This window comes from Adlercreutzia sp. ZJ242, from assembly GCF_011038995.1.
Lineage (GTDB): Bacteria > Actinomycetota > Coriobacteriia > Coriobacteriales > Eggerthellaceae > CAAEEV01.
Genome location: NZ_JAAKEE010000003.1, coordinates 55,830 through 78,149 on the forward strand (window position 1 = coordinate 55,830; position 22,320 = coordinate 78,149).

A 22,320-nucleotide genomic window follows, 5' to 3' on the forward strand; every position below is an offset into this window, starting at 1 on the left:
TTCATGGACGTGGACGCCAACAAAGCTATCGGAATGAGTTTGCAAAAGATGCGAATCGAAGCTGGCTTGACCCAAGTGGAGCTGGCCAAGCGCCTCGACAAGCACCAAAGCTACGTCTCCAAAGTTGAGATGGGCGAGCGTAGCCTTCATGTGAGCGAGCTGTTCTTCTACTCACGCGCCCTCGGCCTCACGCCACAAGAGGTCGTATCTCGGATTGAAAGACCTATCGCACAAATACTCGCCAAGCAGAAAAGGTAAGATTGAGAGCACATTCTCTCAACAATGAGAAGCCTTAGCTCAATGCAAGCCCGTATAAAAGAACGCCTAGCAGCCCATATAACGAAAGGCTCTATTAACCCACCTTGGATATAAGGACAGAGCATGAATATGAGTAGGAGCAGGAATGAACCTGCTCCACACTGCTCAGAAAGCATTGTCCTAGTGAATATTAGATCGCAGACACTGTAAGATAGTGATAAGCGCCCTCTTCGTACAAAACATAGTTGATTGAATTGAAGGTAACGCCGTCCATATTCCCTACGTTATCGACGATGTTCTGGGCGACATCCATTGAGTCGCTGTAATTAAGAGCCGGATCGATTGCCATAACCGCAGCCCAGACAACGGGAGAAACGTATTCGTTTCCATCGATGAGGATGTTGATGGTTTTGATGTCATCGCCACCACGCGCAAGCAAAGTCTCTCCATCTCTATTTGCGAAAGAGTACATGCCAATTGTCGCATCGTTTCTGTCTTCGTCTACGATTTTGTAGTAGATGTAGTTGTCATCATCGTAAAAACCCATCGAAGTGCTGTAGTCCTCCTCAGAACGGAATATGTATCCATTGATGCCATTGGAGGCATTGTCGAAGCCGTTCGCAAACGCGGAATGCCCGAAAATGAACTTGCCGTCGCTTACGTAAGATGCGGCTTCATCCGAATTGATGACCACGTACTCTTCGCATACTGAGCATAGGGATTGCTCTGTGATGGTGGCATCTTCAAGATTGACGGACACGAATGGTGTACCCAGAGTATGCCCCGTCGTTTCTTCGAGGACTTCACCACACTCTTTGCACTCCTTATTCTCAGTGCAGGTGAGTTCGGTTGTCGATTCGTGCTCGCACGAACAGCCCGTTAAGCATAGCGCCAGAGCAGCCGACGCAATGATAGCTAATGGCTTCCTCATGCTTCCTCCTTGGCAATAAAAAAGCGTGTCCAACACCGAGGAAGGACACGCTCTGCAAGAAAGCGCCTCCCTCATTGTTGCGACACAAGCCCGTTTCCCGTCAAAGGATATGAGCAAAGAGGAGAAACACCTTTTGCCAAGGTGATTCCTCTGACGGGGATGAAAATATTGGGTTGTGTCGCAAGATGCAGTTTAACAGAATTTCATGAGCGCCGAGAGCAAGGCCGTTCTCAAGGGCGCATAAAATCTGCCCATATAACCTAGCTTGACAGAAATATTCGTCTATGGAAGAACCCTGGACGAGCTGAGAGCCAAGGAAGAGAGCGTTCACCTCGACATCTTGACGGGCATTGTGCTGGACGGGGCTAACCTGACCCTCAACGAAGCTTTCGAACACTGGCGAAAAAGCCGCGAATATGGTGTGATCATCGGCAGCGACAAAAATCTGAACTGCCGCACTTTTCGCAAACTGCTTCATTCATGCTTTCTCCTATCTCGTTTGGCGTTTCACATCATCCGCAGACTCTGCACTCTATGCCCTTTCCGCTGAATCATCGCCATAGAATCAATCATTCAATCATACTCTGAGCAAACAAGCCCCTCATAGCCTCCGAAGAGGCATCAGATCGTGTAATCATCAATTCCCTCTGTCAGGTCTTCCGCCACAAGATGAACATAGCGATCCGTCATCTCGCGTGTCTTATGCCCCAGTATTCTCTGAAGCTTTTCGGCGCGCCCACCTTTTCTGAGATAGATAGTTGCATAAGTATGGCGCATAAGGTGAACTGATGTCTTCTTCACTCCCCTTTTCAAGTTGTATGCGCGAATAGCCTGTGTGAGGGAGTTAGGGCTAAGCCTTCCCTCGGAATAAGTTGAGAAGAATATGAAATTACCCTCCGTAACAGGAGAAATCTCGCGCCAAATCAGCAACACCTCTATCGCGCTTTGGGGAAGCGGAACATAATACTGCTGCTTATTCTTCGAATGGCGTATCAGAAGTCGCTTTCGCTCGAAATCGACATCAACCCATTTCATTTCGCAAACAGAAGAACGACGCAGCCCTGTTCTCAGTATCACATTGATCACAGCCCAGTTCCTCCACTCCGATAAGTCATGCGTTCTTGGCTGTGCCAGAATCGCCGCAATCTCCTTTTCCGAGTAAGGTTCCTTGATTCGTTCCTCTGCTTTCGGCAATGGGATTCTGAAATACTTGCAGTATCCCCTGTCTTCGTCCATGCACCAATACAAAAACGTCCTGATTGACTTAATCTTGGTCTTTATTGACGTATCTCGATTGTTGCGCTCAAGACGCAAGACACCCTCCCACTCAATCAGGTGGTCTTTCCTTACGTCAAACGCGGGAAACCTTGACAGCCCATACGGAATGTGTCCGTTGTTCCTGTCATCAAGATAGCAAATGAACTCAGGGACATGGCTATCGTAGGCTCGAATCGTAGCCTTGGCATAGCCTTTTGCTTCCATCTGGTGTCTAAACTCAGAATACGCATCCCCTAGATACACGATGTCCCTGCTGCCGTTTGCCACAACGTTGGACACGTTGATCAATCTGCCCATTTCTATCCCGCCCGAGAAGCACAATCGCATAGAGCAGAAGGGATATCAAAGAGGTATGAAGAGAGAAATACGGTGTTTACCTGGGAAAATGCAACTTGCTATAGTCTTTCTTTGCTCCCAAAGCAGGCGCGCTACCAGACTGCGCCACATCCCGATTGCTTGGCAGCGAAGGTGATTATAGCAGAACTTACGCCGCGCGTTGATCAGCGAAAACGCCTTCCAACACACTTTTCCGAAACGCCGTAGAACTACAATTCATCCTGCCCATCTCGACATCGCTCACTTGCCCTATGCCCCAATCATCCTGCCCTCAAGTACCGAGTGCCCTACGCCAGCTGGGACTTCAGCTCACGCAGCGCGTTGCCGCGGTGCGAGATGGCGTTCTTCTGCTCCTGGCTCACCTCGGCCAGCGTGAGGGCGCCCGCGAACTCATCGGGGAAGAACAGCGGGTCGTAGCCGAAGCCTTCGCTGCCGCGCTCCTCGTACCCGATCCGGCCCTCGATGGTGCCGCGCGCCACGCGCTCGGTGCCGTCGTCGTCGACGAACACGAGCGTGCACGCGAAGCGCGCCGTGCGCTCCTCGTCCGCCACGCCGTCGAGCTCGCGCAGAAGCTTCGCGTTGTTGGCCGCGTCGTTTCCGTCCTCGCCCGCATAGCGCGAGGAGTACACCCCCGGCGCGCCGCCGAGCGCGTCAACCTCAAGTCCCGAGTCATCCGCGAGCGCCGCCACCGCGCCGCCGCATGCCTCACGCGCCGCGCGCGCCTTGATGCGCGCGTTGCCCTCGAACGTGTCCGCGTCCTCGACAGGGTCGGACTCGACGCCCATCTCGCGCAGGGTCCTGAACTCCCAGCCCTCGAAGTCGAGCGCCGTGGTGATCTCGGCGACCTTGTGGGCGTTGTTCGTGGCTATGACGACCGTCTTCATGGATGGCTCCTCCTTCCGCTTCCCGCGCCGACGGCGCGGCCCTTAGAACTCAACGTGGCCCACGTGCTCGACGGGGCTCGACAGGACGCGCGCGCCGAAGCGGGCGAACTCCTCGACGTCGCTCCCCGAGGTGAGGAACAGGCGCTGCGCCTGGTTGCCCGGACGGGCGAGCGCGCCGCGGCGCTTGAGCAGCTGCTGCACGTCGCGCGCCGTCTCCTCGGCCGAGGACACCAGCGTGACCTCGCGCCCGATGACGCCGCCGATGAGCGCCTTGAGCAGCGGGTAGTGCGTGCACCCCAAGACCAGCGTGTCGACGCCGCAGCGCCGCAGCGGCTCCAGGTACTCGCGCGCGATCTTCTCGAACTCGGGGCGGATGTAGACCTTCGACGCCTCGGACATGTAGCTCTCCACCGGGCCCTCGGCCATCTTGATGCCCAGCTCGGCGATCTCCACGAACCGCGGCGTGGCCGTCGAGAACACGGTGATGCCCGCGTCGAGGTGCCGGATGGCCTCCGAGTACGCGTTCGAGGCGACCGTGCCCTTCGTGGCGATCACGCCCACCTTGCGGTTGCGCGTGATGCGCGCCGCCGCGCGCGCGCCGGGCTCCACCACGCCCACGATGGGCACGTCGAACGTGCGCTGGGCGTGCGCGAGGCCCGCCGCCGTGGCCGTGTTGCACGCGATCACGATGAGCTTCACGCCGCGCCCCACCAGATACGAGCAGATCTGCTGCACGAAGCCGTCCACCTCGCGCAGATCGCGCGGGCCGTAGGGGCAGCGCGCCGAGTCGCCCACGAAGATGACGTTCTCCTGCGGGAGGCGGCGGCAGAGCTCGCGCACCACGGTCAGCCCGCCGTAGCCGGAGTCGAATATGCCGATGGGTGCGTTGTCGTAGCGCGCGGGCTCAGCTGCCGCGGCGCCTCTGATCTCGTCGTTGGTGTCCATGGCCGCTAGTATACCCCCCTCGCGCCGCACGCGGGCGGCATCAGGCGGCCCTCCGTAAAGAACCCACGGGCGACGTGCGCGCCCAAGCCGCGTCAGCTACAATCAGCACGGCGCGGCGAGAGGCCGCGCGAGAGGCCGGCTGGCGGGCGGGCCGCGAGGGCGGGCAGGCCGACTGGCGGACGGGCTGCGAAGACGCCGCGCGTGACGAGGAGGCACCCATGGCAAAGCAAGCACACGACCACAAGACCAACGCCATGCGCGTCCTCGACGCGGCGAACGTGGCGTACGACTTCCGCATGTTCGACTGCGAAGGCGCGCCCTCCGGCGTGGAGGTGGCCGCGATGCTCGGGCTCGACCCCGACCGCGTGTTCAAGACGCTCGTCACGCAGGGGAAGTCGGGCGGCTTCTACGTGTTCATGATCCCCGTGGCCGCCGAACTCGACCTCAAGAAGGCCGCGAGCGCCGCCGGCGAGAAGGCCATCCACATGATCAAGTCGCGCGAGCTTCTGCCGCTCACCGGCTACGTCCACGGCGGGTGCTCGCCCATCGGCATGAAGAAGCTCTTCCCCACCTTCGTCGACGAGACGGCGCAGCTGTTCGAGCGCATCATGTTCTCAGGGGGCCGGATCGGCTGCCAAGTGGAGCTTGCCCCCGATGACCTGGGAAGCGTGGTGCCCTACGAGTACGCCGACCTCACCAGTGAACCACTACCACGTCACCCTTCTCGATGATGTCGTAGAGCGCGCCGGCCGCGTCGAGCGAGATGTTCACGCAGCCGTGGCTGCCGTAGCCCTGCGCGTAGCGCGAGCCGCCGAACGCCGACTGCCACGTGGCGTCATGCAGCCCGATGGAGTTGCCCACGAACGGCATCCAGTACGAGACCTTCGTCTCATACTCCGGCTTGCCCGTCTTGGGGTCCTTCGTGCCGATGAGCAGCGAAGGACTCTCCATGCCCCACGTGATGTACCATACGCCAGGAGGCGTGTCGTGGCTGCCGTCAGGCTTGCCCGTGACCACAGCCGTCTCCCACACGCAGGCACCCGAGTCGTCGTAGAAGCGCGCGTACTGCTCGGAGAGGTCGATGTCGCAGTAACGTGCACCCCAGTCCCTGCTGCCGAGCTCGGAGAAGCCGTTGCCGCTCTGCAGCACGGGAATGTCGATGTCGCCCACCGTGCCCGCATGGACCGCGTCGGTCACGAGCGTGCGCAGCGCCTCGCTGTCGATCTCCCATCCGTAGCTTCCGCCCGATACGGTGATGGCCTTGCCGTCAGCGCGCGTGTAGGAGCGCTCGCTGCCCACCGTGTCGCACTGGGCGTTCATCTGGTCGATCCACGCCGTGAAGGCCTCGTCGTTGAACACGACCGTGATCTCAGGGCTCACCGTCACCCATGACGAGATGAGCGCCGGGGTCACCTCGGCCACGAGGTTGCCGTCCATGTACAGGTCGAGGTCGGCCTTGACCATGCCGTTGGCCTCCTCGACCGCCGCAGCCAGGCGCGGGTCGTCCTTGAGCACCGTGGGCTGGAGCAGCACCTCGGGCGTGAGCGTGATCTTCGGCTCGAACTGCATGGCGCCTTCGGTGATGGCCTCGATCACCTTCTCGGCGTCGAGGGCCGTCCCCGCCACCTCGGGCACGACGGCGAAGGCGCCCTTCTCGGCGTCGAAGGCGATGGTGGCGTCCGCGGGGAGCACGGCGCCCTCGTTCACCTTCGCGACCTCGGCGTTCACGGCGTCGGCGAGCGCGGTAGAGCCGTACGAGGCGACGAGCGACTCCGTCTCGTCATGCGCGGAGAACACCTCGACGGGCCACGCCCACGCGTTCACGTCGGCCATCATGCTCTCGGCGATCTCCGCGGAGTCGAGCGTCATGCCGGCTTCCTGCGAGGTGAACGTCATGTCGAGGCCCTGGCCCACCACGCGGAAGCTGTAGTCGCCGACCAGGTCGTCGAGCACGGCGTGCACCTCTTCGGGCGTCTTGAGCGAGATGTCCACGTCAGCCACGTACGTGTTCGGGAAGAACCGCCCCGAGAACACGACGACGCCTGCGGCGTAGGCCGCCACGAGCAGCGCCACGAGCACGCCCATGGTGATGCCGAATACCTTGAGCCCCTTGCGCTTGCGCTTCTCGTCGTTCTCCTCCAGGGAGAACGCCGGTGCCATGCCGCCTGCGAGAGGCTGCTCGACCGAAGGGGCGCTCTGCTCAGGAGCCGTGCGTTTGTCTGCTGCGTGCTTTGCCATAGAATCGCTCTCGACCTCGAATTAATATCGGTGTCATTGTAGCGAATCGCAGGCTTAAACTTCCCTTAACTTTCCCTCTGTTGCATACGCTCGGCAAACCGACGCAAATTCCGTCATCTACGCCGCTTGAGAGGGGTGCGACTACACCGATCGAGAGGGCACGGCAGACGCTAGAATCGGCATAACATGTCGATTCGAAACTCTTTCAGAGCAAATTCGGAACATATTACGGCATGGAAGGTTGGAGGCTCGTCCCCCATTTCACTCCTCCCTCTGTTTACTTCAGCTGCATGCTATACCATTGTCCTGAAGCCCATATTTTAAAAAGTCACAGCTTCCCGCCAAAAGCCTTCTCGACGAACTCCGCGAGCTTGCTTTCCTTGGCCAGGGCGGCGAAGGTATGCGTAGGGTCATCGAAGTAGCCTGGGTTCTCCTGCTCGAACAGATCCACCATCTGCTTCACCACGCGCTTCGGCGTGTAAATCTGAGGTCATTCGTCCTGCTGCCTTTCTTCGAACCTGCGACGCTCTTCCTGAATGTACGCCTCTAGCTCTTCAGGCTTCGGAATTGTCGTTTCGTATTTGGAGGCAAAAACGTTCTTGTCGTCTGCTAGCAGAGAATACCGCGCAACCGTTTCGTTTTTCTCCGAGCAAAGAATGATGCCTATCGTAGGATTGTCATTCGGCCCCCGCAGAAATTCGTTGTACAGACGGACATAGGTATCCATCTGCCCTATGTCTTGATGAGTGAGTTTGCCAGCCTTGAGATCAATCAGAACGAAGCAGTTCAACAGATAGTTGTAGAACACAAGATCGATGTAGAAATGGTCGCCATCGAGGTCGATGTGCTTTTGGCGGGAAACAAATGCGAACCCGCGTCCCAATTCCAACAGGAATTCCTGCAAATTGCTGATGAGCGCCTGCTCAAGTTCGCTTTCGCGGAACTTCGCATCTTGGCTTATGCCGAGGAACTCCAATACATAAGGATCGCGGATGATGTCTTCAGGGCGCTTCGGGGGTTCATTCTCGAAGACCTCCGCTATAACTTCCGGACGTCTTTCCTCTCGCGTTGCCAAAAGTCGTTCGTAGTAGAAGCTGTTGATCTGACGCTCAAGCTGGCGTGTTGACCAATTGCACTCGGCGCATTCGCTCATGTACCAAAGGCGTTTCTCAGCATCTTTCACTTTCGCAAGCATGCGATAGTGAGTCCAGCTTAATTCGTGACGCAGTGCGTCACGAATTGGAAATGCCTGATAGAAAAGCCTCATGTAACGCAAATTCGAAACGTCGAAACCCTTTCCGTAGTCTGCGGTAAGACGAGCAGACAGATCTTCGAGAATGCGTTTTCCGTATTCGGAGCGCTCTTCTCCGCCCTGAGCCTCAACTATGCTTTTGCCAACTTCCCAGTAAGCCTTTACCATTTCGAAATTGACGGCATGGTAGGTTCGGGCGCGCGCCTCTTCAAGAATGCCGCGAACGTGTGAATACAGCCCGTCGAGCTCAATATGCTCCAGAGCATTTCGTCCCGACAATGAATCGTCTTGTTTATTCTCAGGCTTCATTACGACATCTCCTTAACGTGCATTTCGATGAATTCAACCTCATCATCGGAGAGACCATATTTGGCATAAAGCTACTGGTCGATCCCGGGAATAGGCCTTGACCAGTCGATATCAGAAGCGGGAGAGAAATCCTGAAGCGGAACTGTCTCCCGGACAATCAACGGGCTATTCTGCTCCATCTACCGCTTGACCTTACATACACATACTCCTGAACATCGAATAGGGCAATGTGAGGTAGCCAGCCGGTTGCGTCGGTGACCACCTGCTCGTATTCTAGCGCGCTTCCCGTCCTCTGTGCGCGCGAATCACGAGCTCGCCTTAAAGCAAGAGGACGCCTCAGGGAAGGCCCTCGCGCAAAAAAGCGGGCCGCCTCGGGCGACCCGCTTCGCTTCCTGGAGCCGGTGACAGGAATCGAACCCGCAACCCACTGATTACAAATCAGTTGCTCTACCGTTGAGCCACACCGGCGAAGTTGCGCCCAAACGGCGCGCCAGCGTATTGTACGTCAACGGGCACGTTTAGGGAAGCCCTCGGCGCCCGCGCCCGACCTCGTGCCCGGCGCCACCTGGTGCCGCCCGACCTCGCGCCCGGCGCGACCATCGTCGCCCGCGTCAGCCGCCCGCGCCCGCGCCCCGCGCAGCCCGTGCCCGATGCCCTTACGCCTTCGCGCCGTACTGCTCGTAGTAGGCGTCGAGCGCGGCCTTCACGGCGTCGTCGATCACCACGCGCCCGCCGACCTCGCGGTTGTGCAGAAGCTCGCACACCTCGGCCATGCTCACGATGGAGGCCACGGGGAAGCCGTACTTCTCCTGCACCTCCTGCTGCGCGGTGACCACGCCGCCCTTGCCCACCTCCATGCGGTTGAGCGACACGATGAGGCCCTTCACCTCCACGTCGGCGGCGGCCTTCAAGATGGGGTACGTCTCGTCGATGGACTTGCCCGAGGTGGTCACGTCCTCTACGATGATCACGCGGTCGCCGTCGCGCAGGTCGGCTCCGAGCAGGTTGCCCGCGTCGGCGCCGTGGTCCTTCGCCTCCTTGCGGTTGGAGCAGTAGCGCACCTCGCGCCCGTAGAGCTCGTGGATGCCCATGGCCGTGATGACCGACAGGGGGATGCCCTTGTAGGCCGGCCCGAACACCACGTCGAAGTCGAGCCCGAAGTTGTCGTTGATGGCCTGCGCGTAGTACAGGCCCAGGCGATGGAGCTGATCCCCTGTGACGTAGGCGCCGGCATTCATGAAGAAGGGGGACTTGCGGCCGCTCTTCAGCGTGAACTCGCCGAACTTGAGCACGTCGCTCTCCACCATGAACTCGATAAACTCCTGCTTGTAGGCCTCCAAGGAACCCTCCTCACCTCGTCGGGAGCCGCGAGCGCGCCTCCCCTTACCAATGCCCTCCATAATACTACGACTGAGCCGCGCGCTTGCCGGGTCGTGCTAAGATGGGCGGCGAACAATTTCTCGAAAGGACGCGCACGCCCCATGCAGACCTACATCGCCCACTACCGATCCCCCAACGCCTCGGCCAAGCGCGCCAAGGGGCTCTTCGAGTTCGCCAGCGGGGCGCGCGTGGGCACCAAGGCCAACATGCACGACGCGCGCGTGCGCATGCTCGAGATATTCGGGTCGGACGCAGTGTCATGGACGATCGACAAGGTGGAGCGCAAGCGCGCGACCGAGACGCACAGCGACGGCCAGCTCGAGCTGGACTTCCGCGCGCCGAAGCCCGAGCGCAAGCGCAAGGTCAAGCGGGAATACTGGTAGGCGCCCGCCGTGAAGGAGACAGGCATGAAGAAAAAGAACGTGAAGTTCCTGAAGGCCCTCGTGGAGACGCCCTCGCCGACGGGCGCCGAGGAGCCGGTGGCGCAGCTCGTGCGCGAGCGCCTCGCGGACGTGGCCGACGAGATCCAGACCAACACCATGGGCTCGGTGCACGCCGTGCTCGAGGGCACGGGGTGCGCGCCCACGCTCATGCTGGCGGCGCACATGGACGAGATCGGCCTCATGGTCACCTACGTCAGCGACGAGGGCTTCCTGTCCGTGGCCGCCGTCGGCGGCGTGGACGCGGCCATCCTGCCGGGCATGCGCGTCGACGTGCACACGCACGCGGGGACCCTGCGCGGCGTCGTGGGCCGCAAGCCCATCCACCTCATCGAGGCCGACGAGCGCAAGAGCGTGACCCCGCTCTCGAAGCTCGTGATCGACCTGGGCCTTCCGGCGAAGGACGTGCAGGAGGCGGTGCGCGTGGGCGATGTCATCACCTTCGGCGTGGGCTTCGAGCGCTTCGGGAAGGGCATGGCCGTCTCGCGCGCCTTCGACGACAAATGCGGCGTGTGGGTCGCCTGCTGCGTCATGGAGAGCCTCGCGCGCGCAGGGCGGGCCCGCGGCACCTTCGTCGCCGCGGCCACCGTGCAGGAGGAGATCGGCACGCGCGGCGCCATGACGAGCGCCTTCGGCGTGAACCCCGACGTGGCGCTCGCGTTCGACGTCACGCACGCCACCGACTACCCCGGCATCGACAAGACGAAGTACGGCAAGATCACCTGCGGCGACGGCCCGGTGATCGCGCGCGGCCCCAACATCAACCCGCTCGTGTTCGAGCGCTTGGTGGCCGCCGCCGAAGCCGAGGGCATCCCGTACCAGCTCGAGGCCGAGCCCTCCGTCACGGGCACCGACGCACGCGCCATCCAGGTCACGCGCGCGGGCATCCCCACGGGCCTCGTCTCGGTGCCGCTGCGCTACATGCACACGCCCACCGAGGTCATCGCGCTCAAGGACCTCGAGAACACGGTGCGCCTCATCACGCGCTTCGCGCTCGACCTCGACGAGGACGCCTGCTTCGTGCCGGGCATCGCCACGCCGGTGCGCCACGCGGGCGCGCCCGAGACGCTCGACGACGTGGCGGGCGACGCCGCGGACGCCGGCAAGGCAGCCGCCTCCGACGACACCGCAGCTGCCGGCGATGCCGCCGCATCCGGCGAGCCCTCCCAGGCATGAAGGCGCCCATGAAGAAGAAGCAGGACACCACCATCGCCAAGAACCGCCGCGCGCTGCACGAGTACGAGGTGATCGAGACGTTCGAGGCGGGCATCGAGCTCGTCGGCTGCGAGGTGCGCTCGCTGCGCGACAACGGCTGCCAGCTCACCGACTGCTTCGCGCTCATCCGCGGAGGAGAGGTGTGGCTGAACAACGTGCACATCCCCCCGTTCGCGCAGGGCAACATCAACAACGCCGACCCCGACCGCAAGCGCAAGCTGCTCATGCACAAGCGCCAGATCCGCTACCTGTCCGAGAAGGTGAGCGAGAAGGGCCTCGCCCTCGTCCCGCTCAAGATGTACTTCAGGGACAACGGCCTGGTGAAGGTGGAGCTCGCGCTCGCGCGCGGTAAAAAGCTCTACGACAAGCGCGCCAGCATGAAGGAGCGCGACACCAGGCGCGAGATCGACCGCGCGTTGAAGGAACGCAGCAGATAGGAGCCCGCCATGGCTGACGAGGAGATCATCGAGCTCGAGGTAGGAGAGGACGACATCTACGCCTACCTCGTCGACGAGGACGACAACGAGATCGGGTTCGTGGTGCTCGACGAGAACGGCGAGGAGCAGGAATACTACTACGCCGAAGGCGAAGGCGAGGAGGACGAGGGCGCCGAAGGAAAGCCCGGCGAGGTCCCGCAGCCCTCGAAGGCCCTCGACGAGTACGACCTCGGCATCACGCGCGAGGGGGTCGCCGACGCCACGGCCGACATGAACGCCGTCTACAAGGACGGCGTGGCCGTGGTCACGGAGCTCAAGAGCGCGTTCGACGACATAGCGTCAGGCTTCGACTTCCTCAAGAAGAAGTGATATAATCCCCTGATTCCTCGGTTTCGCGCCTCGCGCGCATTTCGGGGGCGACTGGTTTCGACATGGTAAGTTCGAAGTGAGGAGCAGGTCGTGGTCTCCTCGCCACGTTAAACAGGGGTAACGTCAAGTTAATTGGCAAGAAGAACACTTACAGCGCTCCGGCGCTCGCCATGGCTGCTTAATCGCGCTTGGCTGCCGAACCCGCATGTTCCCCGATGCGGGCAAGGCATCATCTGAGGGGAATGCCCCGCGGCACGTAGCCGGTATGGCTCGCGGGAAAGACTGAACCGGCTCGGGGCGTCGACGCTGGTCGACGAGCAGACGCGCCCCTAAACCCGATCGTCGACTAAGCTTGTAGCGCCTTGCGGACAATTTAGTATGGACCGGAGTTCGATTCTCCGCGCCTCCACCAGAGTTTGATCGTGCGAACTGCCTCTGAGCTGCGGCTCTCAGGTAGTTCGCCGATTCCGAGGGATTGTATTTCCTCCAAGGTGAGCCTGCTCGGCTCCCCGTCGAAGGTGAAGAGCACGATGGCAAGCTCCTCGTCGACGTACACCTTGTCTATGAACGTCTCGACCAGCTTTTTCGCCCAGGCGTCGTGTTTGTCGGCGTCTTCCACGAATCCCCTGACGAACCTCTCGACCTTCTCGGGAGACAGAGCAGCCTTCTCTATCGCAGATTCCCTTGCCAGTTGTCCCTCAAGTTCGGATATGCGGCTCTCAGCCTCCGTCAAAGCCTCTTTCACGCTCGATGCGGGAACTCCGTCGGCTATCGAGTCAACGAGCCTTCTGCGGCGGATCTTAACCTCTCTAATCTCTTTCTCAAGCATCTCCCTCTTGTTCAGCCTGGCCTCGGCGAAGTCGAGGAACGACTCGCTCATGGCGATCACGGAGCTGTCGTCGCGCAGCATGTCCTGCAACGCCGAGACGATCGCTTCCTCAAGCTGCTTCGAGGGAATATTCTTGACGTCGCAGCCCTTCTTGCAGCAACCGTAGTACGTGTACTTCCTGCCCGTCTCCGACGTGCCCGAGCGACCGTTCACGGATGCCCCGCAGCGGAGGCACCACAGCTTCGAGGAGAGCGCGTAGCTTGATCGCGCAGGGGCTTTCTTGCGGGAGCCGTGATCTTTGAACATCTGCTGCATCCTCTCGAACTTCTCGCGCGTGAACAGGGGCTCGAAGGCGTTCTCCACCCTGATCCCCGCATAGCTGTAGATACCTAGGTTCGCTTCGTTTTGGAAGAACTTGGAGAGGCCGGCAGGCGTCCACTCCTCTCCTCTCTTGTTGCGTATGCCGCGCATCTTGCACCAATCGGCCACAGCCACGGTAGATCCCGTCTCAAGGTAGTGATCGGCCATCATGTTTGCTCGCTCGTATTCGACGGGGTTCAACACGAAATGATCGTCGGCGTCCACGTCGTATCCGTACCTTCGCACACCGCTGGCCTTGAGGTTCCTCGCGTTCTTCTGATTGCCTTCGCGGATGAGCACTGACAAGTTACGGGAGTAATACTCTGCGAACAGCTCGTCCAGCCCCTCGTGGAGGAAGCCGTCGGGCGTGTCCCTGCTCTCGCCCTCCCGAACGGACACCATGCGCACCCCCGCCTCGCGCAGGCGCCGCTTGTACCGCCTCGAAACCTCGACGCTCCTCGCGAAGCGGTCGAGCTTGTAGACGACCAGGACGTCGTACGCGCCCCGCTCCCCGTCGCTGATGCAGCGCTGGAAGGCGGGGCGCTTGTCGTTCGTGCCCGTCATGGCGAAGTCGGCGTAGACCTCCCCCACGACCCACTTCTCGCGGCCTATGAGCTGCGTGCAGCGCTCAACCTGGATCTCGATGGACTCGTCGCGCTGGGAGTCGGAGCTGAACCGCGCGTATATTGCTGCGAGCGTCACGCGCTCAAGACCTGCTGCTCGAAGTCGTACACGGTGCGCATGAGCATGTTGCGCTGGCGGTTGGTGCACTTCTCGTAGATCGAGATGAAGTCCCGCACGTTGTCGTCTATGCTCAAAGCCTGGTCGAGGAGCGCGCTCTGCGCCTCCTCGCCCGTCTCGATCCACTTGCTGAGGTTCGCGATCTGGGCGCTGCTTTCGCGCAGCGCCTCCTGCATGTCGATTGACTCGCGAATCTCCGCGTCCGTCTTGAAGAAGTCGGAGACGTTGCAGCTCAGCACCTCTGCCAACCTGTAGAGGATGTCTAGCTTCGGGATCGTCCCGTTCGCCTTCCAGTTAGCCGCGCTGCTCTTCCCCAGCTTGGCTTCCTGGGTGACGGCGTACGGGGATGTTCCTTGCGATTTGCAAATATGCTCGAAGTTCTCGTAAAAGAGCAGCTTGTTCTGGCTGTCCACAGCATCCTCCAAGAATTATCAAAAAATCTAGTTGACATTAACTTATAGGTAGGTAATAATGCCTAACCATAAGGTTAACAACTGAAGAACATAAACAATCAGAAGAGCGAGGAGTGACCCGCTTGACTAACTGTTTCTTTTATTCGGTTGGGTTACCAATTATATCGAATGTTATCTAGTCATTCAATAACTTTTTTTGAATTGTCGGATACGCATTCGGCTCCTTGACAACTACATAGCCGACTTCTCCGGAAAGGAAAAAGACGCTGGCGTCCGGAGAGCCTGACCAGGGCCGTGACCCTCCTCGGCGAGAAGTCGGCATTCGTATCCGAAATCTACTTTGCGAAGGAGGTAAGCGATGTGCAAAGAGATGAGAGACGAAGTCCTGCGCCTTTTGGAGAAGCTGAAGCTCACGCAGGCGGAAGTGGTTCGACGCATCAACGAGAACAGCTCCTACAGACTGACGAGGCCGGAGTTCAACACCTATCTCAAGGGTCTGAGCACGCCGAAGGCGAACAGGGTTCTGATGGACGCCCTAAAGGTTCTGCTGCGCGAGGAGGGAGAGCGGGAGGCCCTTCTGAGCGAGGCAAAGAACCTGTGAGCCTCTTCTCTCGGCTGCCGGATAGCAACAAGAACTCCCTCATGGACTTCTTGTTCGAGATCTATATGGAAGGAGCTTTGAATGAATGCTACGGGTGAGCGCCGCCCCGGCCAAGGAAACGGCGCTCGAAACGGGCGAGAACCCGCGAGGAAGATTCTAGCACGCAGCTTCCCGCGAGTTTGCGTAGGGGTCATAGGCGCGCTTGGGGTAGCCATGGCGATTCACTTCAGCGCCGTGGACGAGAGCGTTGTGTGGGTCAGCTCCTACTCAGGCTTGCTGATAGGCTTAGCTCTGGGGAACGTCAGCGGTGAGCTGCGATGATCGAGCTTTACGACCACCAGAAGACAGCTCTCGGCCTGCTGCGTCTGAACGACGGCTTCGCCCTGTTCATGGAGCAGGGAACGGGAAAGACCTTCCCCGTGCTCTTCAGGCTTGCCGAGCTTGCCGAGAGCAGGCGCATCAGGTCGGCGCTCATCGCGGCGCCGAAGGCGGTTTGCGCGTCATGGGAGGAAAAGATCGAACTCCTCGACGAGGCCCAGCGAGCGGCGCTCAAGGGCGTAGATCTGGTGATAGCGTCGTACGACATAACGTGGAGGCGCAAGGGAATCTTCGACGCGACCTTCGACGCCGTCGTGTTCGACGAGTCTCACTACATCAAATCGCCGGCGGCGAACCGCACGCAAACCTGTCTGAGGATCTCGTCAAGGGCCAAGTACCGCTGGATCCTGACGGGCACGCCGACCAGCAACGGACAGCTCTGCAACCTGTGGAGCCAGTTCGCGGCGATCGACCCCGTGGTGACTACGGCGGGCAACGGGCATCGGCTCGTGTACCCGCGCTGCCTCGGCGGCGACAGCTACTACAAGTGGATTCAGCGCGTCGCCTATCTCAACAAGTGGAAGAAGCCGTACAAGTACAAAGACGTGTCGGCTATTCAGGCGGTCATGGGAGAGATGTCATACCGTATCACCAAGGAGGAATGCCTCGACCTGCCCGAGAAGCTTCCCGACGAAATCCTCTACTGCGACCTCGGCCACTCGGTCAAACGACACTACGGGGAAATGGTCAAAAGCTCGGCGATCACGTCACTCGACACGCTGGCAGGCAACCCCCTCACGCGCTCCCTCCGCCTGCGGCAGATGTGCTCGGGCTTCGTTGACACAGAGAACGGCGAGCGCAAGGAGTACGCCTGCCCCAAGGAGACCGCGCTCAAGGAGTTCCTTTCTGACTTCGAGGGCAAGTTCGTGGTCTTCTGCGAGTTTCGCCACAGCGTGGACAGCGTCGGCAGGCTGCTCGGAAAGCTGGGCATCAGGCACGTCGTGCTAGACGGAAGGCAGAGGGACAAGGGCATATGGCGCAAGTTCCAAGACGACGAGGGAACGCAGGCGATCATCTGCCAGTACCAGAGCGGCAGCGCGGGCATCGACCTCTTCGCAGCAGACACGTGCATCTTCTACGAGCCGACGTTGCGAAGCGACCTGCTTGAGCAGGCTCGGGACAGGATCCATCGCGTCGGGCAGAGCCGCCCGTGCAGCTACTACTTCCTTCTCACCGCGGGAACCGTCGAGATAGCGATCTACAACGCTCTCAAGAACTACTCGGACTTCAACGAAGCGCTCTTCGCCGAGTACATAAGCGAGTACACGAAGGGGATGGAATTGTGAAGAACAGGATTCTGAAGGCGATGGCGAAGTGCTGCGATTCGAAGCACCACGTCTTGCGCGACATCGTGTTGTCAGGAGGGACGCTCTACGCGACAGACCAGTACGTGGCAGTCACCTACGAGGAGAACTGGGTGCTGCCGACATACACGGCGGACATGATCGTGCCTCAAGCCTGGGTACGGGAGTACAAGCCCTCGTGCGAGGTGGAGGTGAGCGAAGGCGGGTTCAAGTTCTCCGGCACGGGGAAGCCCGTGTTCGAAGAGATCGACGACGGACGGTATCCGGCGAAGAGCATAGAGAAGATGCTCGACGGCGCTGAGGCAGCCGGCTCGGATGACAGGTTCGCGTTCAATCCTAGGCTGGTGAAGAAGGTCGTGGACGTGTTCATCGCCGCCGACATCGACTTCAAGGTGAGCAACTGCGGCACGTTCCTCGCGTTGCGCGGCATACGACGCTCATCCGACCGTGCGATTGCCGAGGCATGCGCGATAGTCATGGGCAAGAGGTAGCGCCATGGCTCTCAACGACTACGAGATCATCGTCTACGACTGCGAGGTCTTCGCATACGACTGGCTGTTCGTGTTCAAGGACTACAAGAGCGGCGAATACACGTCGTTCTGGAACGACCCCGACGGCCTTGCCGAGTTCATGGAGGAGAACGAGGAGGCGGTATTCGCCGGATTCAATAACAAGCACTACGACCAGTACATCCTCAAGGCGATCGTCGCCGGGTGCGACCCGGAGCAGGTCAAGGAGGTCAACGACTGGATCATCGGCACTGACAACCAGCCGTGGGAGCATCCGTACCTCAATGGCTTCTTCTACAAGTTCCACAACACCGACCTCATGGACGACACGCAGAAAGGCACGTCGCTCAAGTCGATAGAAGGTCACCTCGGCATGGGCATCGAGGAGTCGACGGTTGACTTCAGGATAGAGAAGAAGCTTACGAAGAAGCAACGCGCCGAGGTGGAGAAGTATTGCCGCCACGACGTTGACGCGACGACGGAGCTGCTGAAGATCCGCTGGGACTACCTTGAGACAAAGCTGCATCTCGCGGGCCTCGCCGACATTGATCCATACGATGCGCTCGGCATGACCGACCCGAAGCTGGCCGCCGCCCTGTTCGGAGCCGATCAGAGATACCTGCAAGCAGGCATCGCGCAGGGTATTGAAGACAGGCTCGGGCGCGAGGCCGCGGAGCTCGCCTCCGAGGATTACTTGGCCTATCCCGCAGACTACGACGAGCGCGACTACAGGTTTCCAGATAGGCTCGACTACGACCTCGTTCCCGACGAGGTCGTGGCGTTTTTCAAGCGAATCGCCGACACGAGCATCGACGACGAGGAGCTTTTCAGCTCGACGCTTGAATGCGAGATAGGCGGATGCCCCGTCGTCTACGCGTTCGGAGGAATCCACGGCGCCCTGCCGAAGCACAAGGAGCGTGCTGGAAATGGCAGGATCCTCCTCAACTACGACGTATCAAGCCTGTACCCGTCGCTCATGATCGAGTACGGCTACGTCTCTCGCGCAGTGCCGAACCCCGACATCTTCAAGGGCATTCGCAGCGAGCGATTTGCAGCCAAGAAGAGCGGGGACAAGGTGACGGCCAATGCGCTCAAGTCGCCGATGAACAAAGCGTACGGGGCCATGGGGAATCCGTACAACGCCATGTACGACCCGAAAAACAAACTCTCCGTCTGCGTGAGCGGACAGCTGTCAATCACCGAGCTCGCCGCTGTCTACGCGAGCGTCGACGGCCTGCGCATCATCCAGCTCAACACCGACGGCGTCATGATCTCCATTCCAGAGGAGCGCTACGACGAGGTCATCGCCATCAACGAGTGGTGGCAGAACCAGACCGCCTTGGAGCTTGAGGAAGACCGCGTCGAGTTCGTCTGGCAGAAGGACGTGAACAACTACGCCATGCGGAAAACCGACGGCTCGGAGAAGGTCAAGGGCGCATACCTCGTGCGAGGCATCAGCCCAATCGGCGCGTGGAGCATCAACAACAACGCCGTCATCGTCGCCGAAGCGCTCAAGCGCTACCTGCTCGACGGCACGCCAGTCGCTCAGACCATCAACGCCTGCGACGACCCCATGGCGTTCCAGCTCATAGCGAAGGTCGGGCACAAATACTCGGAGGTATACCAGCTCGTGCTCGACGAGAGCTCAAGCGAAGGGGAGACATGGGTGAAGGCCCCGGTTCAGAAGTGCAACCGGGTGTTCGCCACGAGAGACGGTCACCTGGGCCGGCTCTACAAGGTGAAGGCGGCAGACGGCAGCGTAGCGAAGGTCGAAAGCCTCCCCGATCACTGCCTGATCTGCAACGACAAGCCGCCCTCAATCCTGAACATAGACAAGTCGTATTACATCCAGCTCGCGGAGAAGCGAGCACGAGACTTCAAGGAGGAAAAGAAGTTGGCTACCACAGCAAAGACGAGCGCCAGGGGCGCGGCGGCAAAACCCGTCGACTACAGCGGGATGAACGTCTACAAGAAGCTGAGCCTCGCCCGGAAGATGTTCATGGACACCAACCCGAAGAAGAGCGGGACTAACGACCACGCCGAGTACGACTACTTCGAGCTTGAGGACATCGTACCGGAGCAGACGAGGATCTTCAACGAGGTCGGCCTGCTCGAAGTCTTCCGCTTCGAGCCGAGCAGCGAGATTTCATCCAGCGTCGGCTCGACGGGCGAGACCAGCACCCTGACGATTCCGGCTCTTGCGAAGGCGGAGGTCATCAACTGCGACAACCCTGACGACACCATCGAGTTCCAGCTCGCATGGGGCGAGGTGCCGCCGATCCTCAACAGCAAGGGCAAGGAGGTCAACAACGACATCCAGCGCAAGGGCGGCGAGCAGACCTACATGCGCCGCTACCTCAAGATGCAGGTGCTCGACATCGCGGAGCACGACGAGGTCGACTCGACGAATTGGGACGAGGCTGCGAGCAACGCCGCGAAGGCCGAGGCAGCCGAGAAGAAGGCGCCGAGCGCATCGCGCAAGCCGGCCGCCAAGAAGCCCGCTGCGCCGCGCAAGCCGGCGACCGCGTCCGAGCGAAAGAGCGCCGCTGCGAAGGTGACGGACGCTGACGGCGCCGCGACAACGCTTCAGCTTCGCAACCTGAAGAAGAACATCAAGGTCATGGTCGACAAGTACGGGGACGAGCATCCGGAGGTCGCTCAATACGTGGCGGAGCTCTCAGCCAAGACAGGCAAGCTCAAGACCATCACCAAGCGCGAGGCCGAGGCTGCGATCCAGAAGCTCGGCGAGATGAAGGCCGGATACGAGTCGGAAGGAAACGAGGAGTAGAGATGGATCTGCAGTGGAACAAGGACAACACCATCAGCATCGAGCCGCCCAAGCGGCCGAAGAAGATGACGGGGACGCGCTTCGCCAGCGTCCTCGGGCTCAACCGATGGAGCACTCCCTTCCAGATGTGGTGCGACATCACCAAGGCGTACGTCGAGCCGTTCGAGGACACCGTCTACACCTTAGCCGGCAAGGCGATCGAGCCCAAGCAGATCGAGTACATGCGAGAAGCGTACGGCATGGCAGACGACCTCATCGACCCCCACGACGTGTGGGGCTCTGACCCGTTCAAGAAGACCTACGGCAACTTCTACACCCACCCCGTGTTCGGGGGAATGTGGGACGCGCTGCTCGTAGACGAGTCGTGGGACAAGACGGCTGAAGGGCTCGTGGGTCACACGGAGGCCGTCCTTGAGTTCAAGACGACTAAGCGCGCCGAGGACTGGGAAGACGATGTGCCTGAATACTACGCGTTGCAGGCTGCGCTCTACGCGTGGCTGCTCGATTGCGACGACGTGATCATGGTGGTCAGCTTCCTGGAAGGCCCGGACTACGACCACCCAGAGGGCTACGTCCCCGACGCAGGCAACACGGCGACGCGCGAGTTCAAGGTGAGCGAGCGCTACCCGCGCTTCCTTGAGGACTACGTCAACCCCGCGATCGACTGGTGGAACGCGCACGTCGAGACGGGCGAGTCTCCTGCGTTCGACGAGGACGCCGACAAGGACTACCTGAAGGCGATGCGCACCGTGTCGCTCAACCCGGACACCGACGTCAACGCGCTGATCGAGGAGCTGGACGACCTTCAGGCGAAGGTCGACGAGAACAGCGCCAGGATCAAGAAGGAGGAGAAGCGAATCAAGGTCATCAAAGACCAGCTCAAGAAGTACGCGCAGGAGCAGATCGGAGACCTGGACACCTGCACGTTCTCCCACGGCCGCGTCACATGCAAGCTCGCGAGGATCAAGAGCCTGAAGGTCGACGAGAGGGCCATGAAGAAGGACGGCGTCTACGACAAGTACGCGAAGGCAGCTGAGTCAAGCCGCTTCACGGTGACCTTCGCCTAAGAGAAACAGGAGGAATCGCAATGGCAAAGATCGGGCTCATCAAGGGGTTCCGCAACCTCGAAGTCGGCAAGGAGCAGACGCTCCTCATCAAGAAGGTCAGCTACGAGGAGAAGTACATGAAATGCAAGATCACCTTCTCCGACGCGGAGGATCGCACCCTCACGGAGCAGTTCAGCTTCAAGGGCAAGAAGAAGGGCACGCTCAACGAGGTCGCCCTCGGGATCTTCAGCACCATCGCAAAATGCGCCACGCATGACTTCACAGACCGCGAGATCGACCCGGAGGAGATCGAGGGCCTGTACGTCGTGGCAGACGTGTACGAGCAGGAAGTCAAGGACGAGGACGAGAACGTGACCGGCACCTACAAGCACATCCGCAACTTCAAGGAGGCGGACGTTGACTTCGAAGAGGATGCCGACGAGGACATCGACGACATCGACGACTACCTGTAATGCGCGAGGCGAGGTTGCAGAGACAGTGCCTCGACTGGGCAAGGAGAGAGCAGCGAGGGAAGCTCCTCGTCGTGAACATCCACGGCGACGGCTACTCGAACAAGGGGTTTCCCGACCTGCTGGTGTTCGGTCGAGGCCGAGTCGTGGCCGTCGAGCTGAAATCCGACAGCGGCTACAAGCTTCAGCCAGACCAGGCCCTGTGGCGCGACAGGCTGACGGCCGTGGGAATCCACCACCACGTGATTAAAACGCTAGACCAGTTCGTAGATACGATCAAGGAGGAGTTCGATGAAGCTCAAGGATGAGTACAACGACCGAGGCGCATTAGTCGACTACATGCTCGACACGCATGACGGGCAGCGCGTCCTGTCGAAGATGCCGGCCACGGTCGCAGAGGAGATCGCGAAGCGCGCAGACGACGTGGCGCTCGGCGACGAGAAGGGGTTCGAGCTGATCGTCAACGGGGAGACCTATCTTCCGAAGGACATCTTCGAGTTCGAGGACGGCGAACTCGAGAAGACGGCGCCGAAGAGGACGCGAAGGGCCGCGAGGGGAACCCGCCCTCGCAAGCCCGCAGAGGCGCAAGAGGAACGCGAGGAGTAGGCA

25 protein-coding genes, 1 tRNA gene and 1 other RNA gene are annotated in these 22,320 nt (G+C 60.2%); 14 read left to right on the forward strand and 13 right to left on the reverse strand.

What is annotated here, in order from left to right; genetic code table 11:
* Positions 1-3 precede the first annotated feature (3 nt).
* Positions 4-258 carry a helix-turn-helix domain-containing protein gene (locus tag G7Y49_RS01640; RefSeq protein WP_165170576.1) on the forward strand — a complete coding sequence of 85 codons (255 nt, stop codon included), beginning with the start codon at positions 4-6 and terminating at the stop codon, positions 256-258.
* A gap of 190 nt (positions 259-448) precedes the next feature.
* Here G7Y49_RS01640 and G7Y49_RS01645 read toward each other — a convergent pair whose 3' ends face one another.
* From G7Y49_RS01645 to murI, 5 genes are all read right to left on the reverse strand, one after another.
* Positions 449-1,189: a hypothetical protein gene (locus tag G7Y49_RS01645; RefSeq protein WP_165170578.1), complete on the reverse strand. Its 741-nt coding sequence runs from the start codon at positions 1,187-1,189 to the stop codon at positions 449-451.
* Positions 1,190-1,289: 100 nt separating this feature from the next.
* Entirely contained in the window at positions 1,290-1,667 is a 378-nt protein-coding gene (locus tag G7Y49_RS01650) for a hypothetical protein (RefSeq protein WP_165170580.1), read from the reverse strand.
* 143 nt (positions 1,668-1,810) lie between these two features.
* Complete coding sequence (locus tag G7Y49_RS01655) at positions 1,811-2,734, reverse strand: site-specific integrase (protein WP_206214514.1); 924 nt, start codon at positions 2,732-2,734, stop codon at positions 1,811-1,813.
* Between the two features lie 356 nt (positions 2,735-3,090).
* Positions 3,091-3,687, reverse strand: a complete 597-nt coding sequence (gene rdgB, locus G7Y49_RS01660) for an RdgB/HAM1 family non-canonical purine NTP pyrophosphatase (RefSeq protein WP_165170584.1) — start codon at positions 3,685-3,687, stop codon at positions 3,091-3,093.
* Between the two features lie 42 nt (positions 3,688-3,729).
* Positions 3,730-4,632 (reverse strand): glutamate racemase, encoded by a 903-nt coding sequence (gene murI, locus G7Y49_RS01665; protein ID WP_165170586.1) that lies wholly within the window; start codon positions 4,630-4,632, stop codon positions 3,730-3,732.
* Positions 4,633-4,850: 218 nt separating this feature from the next.
* On the opposite strand from murI, the gene ybaK reads away from it, so the two are divergent.
* On the forward strand, positions 4,851-5,363 hold the full coding sequence (gene ybaK, locus G7Y49_RS01670) for a Cys-tRNA(Pro) deacylase (protein WP_165170588.1): 513 nt from the start codon (positions 4,851-4,853) through the stop codon (positions 5,361-5,363).
* On the opposite strand, the gene G7Y49_RS01675 is transcribed toward ybaK, so the two are convergent.
* The 5 genes from G7Y49_RS01675 to pyrE form a co-directional block, all read right to left on the reverse strand.
* Complete coding sequence (locus tag G7Y49_RS01675; RefSeq protein ID WP_241157219.1) at positions 5,326-6,870, reverse strand: L,D-transpeptidase family protein; 1,545 nt, start codon at positions 6,868-6,870, stop codon at positions 5,326-5,328. The genes ybaK and G7Y49_RS01675 overlap by 38 nt on opposite strands.
* Before the next feature lie 328 nt (positions 6,871-7,198).
* Positions 7,199-7,336: a hypothetical protein gene (locus G7Y49_RS12045; protein WP_206214515.1), complete on the reverse strand. Its 138-nt coding sequence runs from the start codon at positions 7,334-7,336 to the stop codon at positions 7,199-7,201.
* Between the two features lie 24 nt (positions 7,337-7,360).
* Entirely contained in the window at positions 7,361-8,431 is a 1,071-nt protein-coding gene (locus G7Y49_RS01680; RefSeq protein ID WP_165170590.1) for a YhcG family protein, read from the reverse strand.
* Between the two features lie 393 nt (positions 8,432-8,824).
* Positions 8,825-8,899: transfer RNA gene (locus G7Y49_RS01685), tRNA-Thr, on the reverse strand.
* Positions 8,900-9,087: 188 nt separating this feature from the next.
* Positions 9,088-9,771, reverse strand: a complete 684-nt coding sequence (pyrE, locus tag G7Y49_RS01690; protein WP_165050841.1) for an orotate phosphoribosyltransferase — start codon at positions 9,769-9,771, stop codon at positions 9,088-9,090.
* Between the two features lie 141 nt (positions 9,772-9,912).
* On the opposite strand from pyrE, the gene G7Y49_RS01695 reads away from it, so the two are divergent.
* The 5 genes from G7Y49_RS01695 to ssrA all read left to right on the forward strand — a co-directional run bounded on the left by G7Y49_RS01695 (position 9,913) and on the right by ssrA (position 12,684).
* Positions 9,913-10,194: a hypothetical protein gene (locus tag G7Y49_RS01695; RefSeq protein ID WP_165170592.1), complete on the forward strand. Its 282-nt coding sequence runs from the start codon at positions 9,913-9,915 to the stop codon at positions 10,192-10,194.
* A gap of 24 nt (positions 10,195-10,218) precedes the next feature.
* Positions 10,219-11,427 (forward strand): M42 family metallopeptidase, encoded by a 1,209-nt coding sequence (locus G7Y49_RS01700; RefSeq protein WP_165170594.1) that lies wholly within the window; start codon positions 10,219-10,221, stop codon positions 11,425-11,427.
* An 8-nt stretch (positions 11,428-11,435) separates the two neighbouring features.
* Positions 11,436-11,903 carry an SsrA-binding protein SmpB gene (gene smpB, locus G7Y49_RS01705; protein ID WP_165170607.1) on the forward strand — a complete coding sequence of 156 codons (468 nt, stop codon included), beginning with the start codon at positions 11,436-11,438 and terminating at the stop codon, positions 11,901-11,903.
* A gap of 9 nt (positions 11,904-11,912) precedes the next feature.
* Positions 11,913-12,272, forward strand: a complete 360-nt coding sequence (locus G7Y49_RS01710; protein ID WP_165170609.1) for a hypothetical protein — start codon at positions 11,913-11,915, stop codon at positions 12,270-12,272.
* Between the two features lie 43 nt (positions 12,273-12,315).
* Positions 12,316-12,684: a transfer-messenger RNA gene (ssrA, locus tag G7Y49_RS01715) on the forward strand.
* Here the strand turns inward: ssrA and G7Y49_RS01720 are convergent.
* The gene (locus tag G7Y49_RS01720; RefSeq protein WP_165170611.1) at positions 12,646-14,163 is read right to left on the reverse strand and encodes a recombinase family protein; all 1,518 of its coding nucleotides are present in this window, start codon (positions 14,161-14,163) and stop codon (positions 12,646-12,648) included. The two genes, ssrA and G7Y49_RS01720, sit on opposite strands and share 39 nt — an antisense overlap.
* Positions 14,160-14,615, reverse strand: a complete 456-nt coding sequence (locus G7Y49_RS01725) for a hypothetical protein (protein WP_165170613.1) — start codon at positions 14,613-14,615, stop codon at positions 14,160-14,162. The genes G7Y49_RS01720 and G7Y49_RS01725 overlap by 4 nt, the downstream gene beginning before the upstream one ends.
* A gap of 358 nt (positions 14,616-14,973) precedes the next feature.
* On the opposite strand from G7Y49_RS01725, the gene G7Y49_RS01730 reads away from it, so the two are divergent.
* Both G7Y49_RS01730 and G7Y49_RS01735 read left to right on the forward strand, forming a co-directional pair.
* Entirely contained in the window at positions 14,974-15,216 is a 243-nt protein-coding gene (locus G7Y49_RS01730) for a hypothetical protein (protein ID WP_165170615.1), read from the forward strand.
* 317 nt (positions 15,217-15,533) lie between these two features.
* Positions 15,534-16,880, forward strand: coding sequence for a DEAD/DEAH box helicase (locus tag G7Y49_RS01735; protein WP_165170617.1), 1,347 nt, complete (start codon positions 15,534-15,536; stop codon positions 16,878-16,880).
* 405 nt (positions 16,881-17,285) lie between these two features.
* On the opposite strand, the gene G7Y49_RS12460 is transcribed toward G7Y49_RS01735, so the two are convergent.
* Complete coding sequence (locus tag G7Y49_RS12460; protein WP_370519561.1) at positions 17,286-17,363, reverse strand: hypothetical protein; 78 nt, start codon at positions 17,361-17,363, stop codon at positions 17,286-17,288.
* 30 nt (positions 17,364-17,393) lie between these two features.
* Here G7Y49_RS12460 and G7Y49_RS01745 point away from each other — a divergent pair, with 30 nt between their 5' ends.
* The 5 genes from G7Y49_RS01745 (at position 17,394) to G7Y49_RS01765 (ending at position 22,317) form a co-directional block, all read left to right on the forward strand.
* The gene (locus G7Y49_RS01745; protein ID WP_165170621.1) at positions 17,394-20,195 is read left to right on the forward strand and encodes an ERF family protein; all 2,802 of its coding nucleotides are present in this window, start codon (positions 17,394-17,396) and stop codon (positions 20,193-20,195) included.
* A gap of 2 nt (positions 20,196-20,197) precedes the next feature.
* Positions 20,198-21,262 (forward strand): YqaJ viral recombinase family protein, encoded by a 1,065-nt coding sequence (locus G7Y49_RS01750; RefSeq protein ID WP_165170623.1) that lies wholly within the window; start codon positions 20,198-20,200, stop codon positions 21,260-21,262.
* A gap of 20 nt (positions 21,263-21,282) precedes the next feature.
* Positions 21,283-21,714, forward strand: coding sequence for a hypothetical protein (locus G7Y49_RS01755; RefSeq protein ID WP_165170625.1), 432 nt, complete (start codon positions 21,283-21,285; stop codon positions 21,712-21,714).
* A gap of 71 nt (positions 21,715-21,785) precedes the next feature.
* The gene (locus G7Y49_RS01760) at positions 21,786-22,019 is read left to right on the forward strand and encodes a hypothetical protein (RefSeq protein ID WP_165170627.1); all 234 of its coding nucleotides are present in this window, start codon (positions 21,786-21,788) and stop codon (positions 22,017-22,019) included.
* Complete coding sequence (locus tag G7Y49_RS01765; RefSeq protein WP_165170629.1) at positions 22,003-22,317, forward strand: hypothetical protein; 315 nt, start codon at positions 22,003-22,005, stop codon at positions 22,315-22,317. Before G7Y49_RS01760 ends, G7Y49_RS01765 begins: the two co-directional genes overlap by 17 nt.
* Positions 22,318-22,320 lie beyond the last annotated feature (3 nt).

Bases quoted from the DNA above. Each gene is read 5' to 3' on its own strand.
- G7Y49_RS01675 (WP_241157219.1), bottom strand. From the start codon at position 6,870: ATGGCAAAGCACGCAGCAGACAAACGCACGGCTCCTGAGCAGAGCGCC.
- G7Y49_RS01680 (WP_165170590.1), bottom strand. From the start codon at position 8,431: ATGAAGCCTGAGAATAAACAAGACGATTCATTGTCGGGACGAAATGCT.
- G7Y49_RS01730 (WP_165170615.1), top strand. From the start codon at position 14,974: ATGTGCAAAGAGATGAGAGACGAAGTCCTGCGCCTTTTGGAGAAGCTG.
- G7Y49_RS01750 (WP_165170623.1), top strand. From the start codon at position 20,198: ATGGATCTGCAGTGGAACAAGGACAACACCATCAGCATCGAGCCGCCC.
- G7Y49_RS01700 (WP_165170594.1), top strand. From the start codon at position 10,219: ATGAAGAAAAAGAACGTGAAGTTCCTGAAGGCCCTCGTGGAGACGCCC.
- smpB (WP_165170607.1), top strand. From the start codon at position 11,436: ATGAAGAAGAAGCAGGACACCACCATCGCCAAGAACCGCCGCGCGCTG.
- G7Y49_RS01755 (WP_165170625.1), top strand. From the start codon at position 21,283: ATGGCAAAGATCGGGCTCATCAAGGGGTTCCGCAACCTCGAAGTCGGC.
- G7Y49_RS01735 (WP_165170617.1), top strand. From the start codon at position 15,534: ATGATCGAGCTTTACGACCACCAGAAGACAGCTCTCGGCCTGCTGCGT.
- G7Y49_RS01695 (WP_165170592.1), top strand. From the start codon at position 9,913: ATGCAGACCTACATCGCCCACTACCGATCCCCCAACGCCTCGGCCAAG.
- G7Y49_RS01710 (WP_165170609.1), top strand. From the start codon at position 11,913: ATGGCTGACGAGGAGATCATCGAGCTCGAGGTAGGAGAGGACGACATC.
- G7Y49_RS01745 (WP_165170621.1), top strand. From the start codon at position 17,394: ATGGCTCTCAACGACTACGAGATCATCGTCTACGACTGCGAGGTCTTC.
- rdgB (WP_165170584.1), bottom strand. From the start codon at position 3,687: ATGAAGACGGTCGTCATAGCCACGAACAACGCCCACAAGGTCGCCGAG.
- ybaK (WP_165170588.1), top strand. From the start codon at position 4,851: ATGGCAAAGCAAGCACACGACCACAAGACCAACGCCATGCGCGTCCTC.
- murI (WP_165170586.1), bottom strand. From the start codon at position 4,632: ATGGACACCAACGACGAGATCAGAGGCGCCGCGGCAGCTGAGCCCGCG.
- G7Y49_RS01640 (WP_165170576.1), top strand. From the start codon at position 4: ATGGACGTGGACGCCAACAAAGCTATCGGAATGAGTTTGCAAAAGATG.
- G7Y49_RS01765 (WP_165170629.1), top strand. From the start codon at position 22,003: ATGAAGCTCAAGGATGAGTACAACGACCGAGGCGCATTAGTCGACTAC.
- G7Y49_RS01650 (WP_165170580.1), bottom strand. From the start codon at position 1,667: ATGAAGCAGTTTGCGAAAAGTGCGGCAGTTCAGATTTTTGTCGCTGCC.
- G7Y49_RS01645 (WP_165170578.1), bottom strand. From the start codon at position 1,189: ATGAGGAAGCCATTAGCTATCATTGCGTCGGCTGCTCTGGCGCTATGC.
- G7Y49_RS12460 (WP_370519561.1), bottom strand. From the start codon at position 17,363: ATGCCTCGGCAATCGCACGGTCGGATGAGCGTCGTATGCCGCGCAACG.